Source organism: Lentilactobacillus sp., assembly GCF_040773105.1.
In the GTDB taxonomy this organism is placed as follows: domain Bacteria; phylum Bacillota; class Bacilli; order Lactobacillales; family Lactobacillaceae; genus Lentilactobacillus; species Lentilactobacillus parabuchneri.
Window position 1 is genome coordinate 1 of the sequence record NZ_JAXGWW010000277.1, and the last position, 2551, is coordinate 2551.

Here is a 2551-nt window from a genome sequence, read left to right on the forward strand (position 1 = left end):
CCACTTACAGCACTTCCATAAGTTTGGTTAAATTGGTTTACTTCCAAGATGTTTAAAATATCCAGATGTGCATCATTGTCTTTGGCAACTTCAATTGCTCGATTTAACACTTTATCAGTTGTTTTTGAACCATCAACCGGTACTAAGACGTTTTCATATTTTTGCTGTTGCATGTCAATCACCCCGTATTCGTATTGTCCTTACTTAAACTATACCATTCTCAGCGAGGGATGTAATCAATTAAAATTTTCAAAATTTTGTTTGTGATTGTAATCGCTTTCCTAACGTGCTAATATTCAGTTGATCAAATAAATGAAAAGGGGCTTTTATTTTATGTACTACTATGTCATGAAATCAAATGATATCAGACGCAACTTGGCTACTGAACAGTATTTGATGAACGAAATTAAGTTTGATGAACCACTGCTTTTATTCTACATTGAAGGACCATGTATCATTGTTGGCCGTAATCAAAATACACTTGAAGAAATTAATAAAAAATACGTTGATGAGCACGGAATTGTCGTAACTCGTCGACTTTCCGGTGGTGGCGCTGTTTACCAAGACCTGGGCAATCTTTGCTTCAGCTTCGTGGTTGACAGCGACAGCGAGGAGTTTGGTGACTTCAAGTCATTTGTACAACCAATCGTTGATGCACTGCACGATATGGGCGCTAAGTCCGTTGAAGTCAGTGGTCGAAACGACATCTTGGTTGACGGTAAGAAGTTCTCTGGTAATGCAATGTATACTAAGGGTCCCAAGACATTCTCTCATGGGACGTTGATGTTGGATGTTGATTTGTCAGTCATTCCAAATGCTTTGAACGTTCCAGAAGATAAGATTAAGTCAAAGGGAATCAAGTCAGTCAGCTCTCGGGTAACCAACTTGAAGCCATACTTGGCTCCTAAGTATCAAAACCTGACCACACCAGAATTCCGTGATCGTTTATTGAAGGAACTCTTCCATGTTGAAGATTTGGATCAGATTAAGGATAAGGAATATCACTTAACTGATGATGACAAGAAGGGAATTGACAAGATCTTTGACGATTACTACAACAACTGGGATTGGGTATACGGTAATTCACCAGAATTTACCGTTAAGAAGCGTCAACACTTTACCAACGGAACCATTGATGCCCGTCTTCAAGTCGACGACGGTAAGGTCTCCAATGTTAAATTCTTTGGTGACTACTTTGGTTCCAAAGACACCACTGACCTGGTTGAAAAGTTAAAGGGTGTTCGTTTTGAACGCAAAGACTTTGAAGATGCCTTGAAAGACGTTGATTTAAACGATTACTTCACCGGAATTCCTCGTGAAGAAATCTTTGATATGCTTTTCTAAACCGGTTAAATACGGTAAACTGAAACTGTTAATAATAAAGATAAATTCCATTTTAGAATTTATCTTTTTTTGTTGGAATCTGGAGGGTAAATCGTTATATGAAAAAAGAAGAGAAGCAGGCCATCTTCTGGGCAATTGTTTCGCTGCTGGTATTTTTGGCAACAACTTGGCTGATGACCTTTAGCTTCGTGAAGCTCAATACGCCGGCAAAAGTGTCTGAAGCATTGCACGTCACTTGGATCGCGGTGGCATTTTACGCCGCAAATTTAATTTTGGTGGCATTAAGAGTTAAGATCAGCTACTATTTATTGGCAGTCGTGATTGCTATCTACTCGGTTGGTTTTGTGGGGATGATTTCCACCATGTTTATCAATAGTGATGCCAATATTTTCGTTAAACTGTTAGTCGCTGCTGTGGCGGCCTTTGGTATCGTGGTGAACGTCTACTGGTACATCATCGCGTTTCGATTGCGGGCCACTTTGCAGCATGATACGTTTCAACGGCGGATTAATCGACAAAAAGGATTAAAAAGATAGGTGAAAAATTTTGGAAAAAGACACAGTAAGTTTCATTGATGATCTCGTCAACGAAAAAATAACCGGAAAGACGTTTACCAAGAAGTTGGCCGACATCATTGCAGAACCTGATAAATCAATGCAGCCGGTATATGACTACGTGGAAGAACAACTGAATTTGGGAAAACTTGGCTATGGGGAACTTAAAGCGTCCGATGAAGATGTTTCATTGCGATTGGAAACCAATTTAATCAACTTACCATTCCAAGATGCAAAAATTATCAGTAAAATGCTTCAAGATGAAGAAACGGTACCGGTTAACGTTTATCTAGTGATCGTTTCGCCACTCGTTAACCAATCGGGATTGCGAATTGACGAGGTTGCCAGCGCGGATGACTATGTCGGTAATGTCGCAAATTACTTGGACATGATGAATAACTGGGTTTCTGAGCATTTAGCCTCTGTTAAGGAAAATCTTGAAAAGCAGTCTGAAGAAAAATAGTCGATTGAAAGCGGCCTTGATGTTTTCATTGAAACGTGCAATAATACTTGTATGCGATGAGTCGAGAAATCACACAGCATTTATGCTGTCGCGCAAGCGATTTATGTGAATTCGAACGGGACACATTTTAAGGCACAGATTTGCTGGTGTTTGACTTTAGCGGATTGTGGAATCCAAGAAGTCCATCTAC

General features: G+C 39.7%; 4 protein-coding genes. 3 read left to right on the forward strand and 1 reads right to left on the reverse strand.

Features of this window, described 5'->3' with window-relative positions; translation table 11 throughout:
* The coding region (locus tag AB3112_RS10635; protein ID WP_367334471.1) for a universal stress protein at window positions 1-173 on the reverse strand (173 nt) is incomplete at its 3' end.
* Between the two features lie 160 nt (window positions 174-333).
* Between AB3112_RS10635 and AB3112_RS10640 the strand changes: the two genes are divergently transcribed.
* From AB3112_RS10640 to AB3112_RS10650, 3 genes are all read left to right on the forward strand, one after another.
* A complete protein-coding gene (locus AB3112_RS10640; RefSeq protein ID WP_075141174.1) occupies window positions 334-1344 on the forward strand; it encodes a lipoate--protein ligase in 1011 nt (336 codons plus the stop codon).
* Window positions 1345-1442: 98 nt separating this feature from the next.
* On the forward strand, window positions 1443-1880 hold the full coding sequence (locus AB3112_RS10645) for a hypothetical protein (RefSeq protein ID WP_084974134.1): 438 nt from the start codon (window positions 1443-1445) through the stop codon (window positions 1878-1880).
* Window positions 1881-1890: 10 nt separating this feature from the next.
* Entirely contained in the window at window positions 1891-2361 is a 471-nt protein-coding gene (locus tag AB3112_RS10650) for a hypothetical protein (protein WP_367334470.1), read from the forward strand.
* Window positions 2362-2551: the final 190 nt, after the last annotated feature.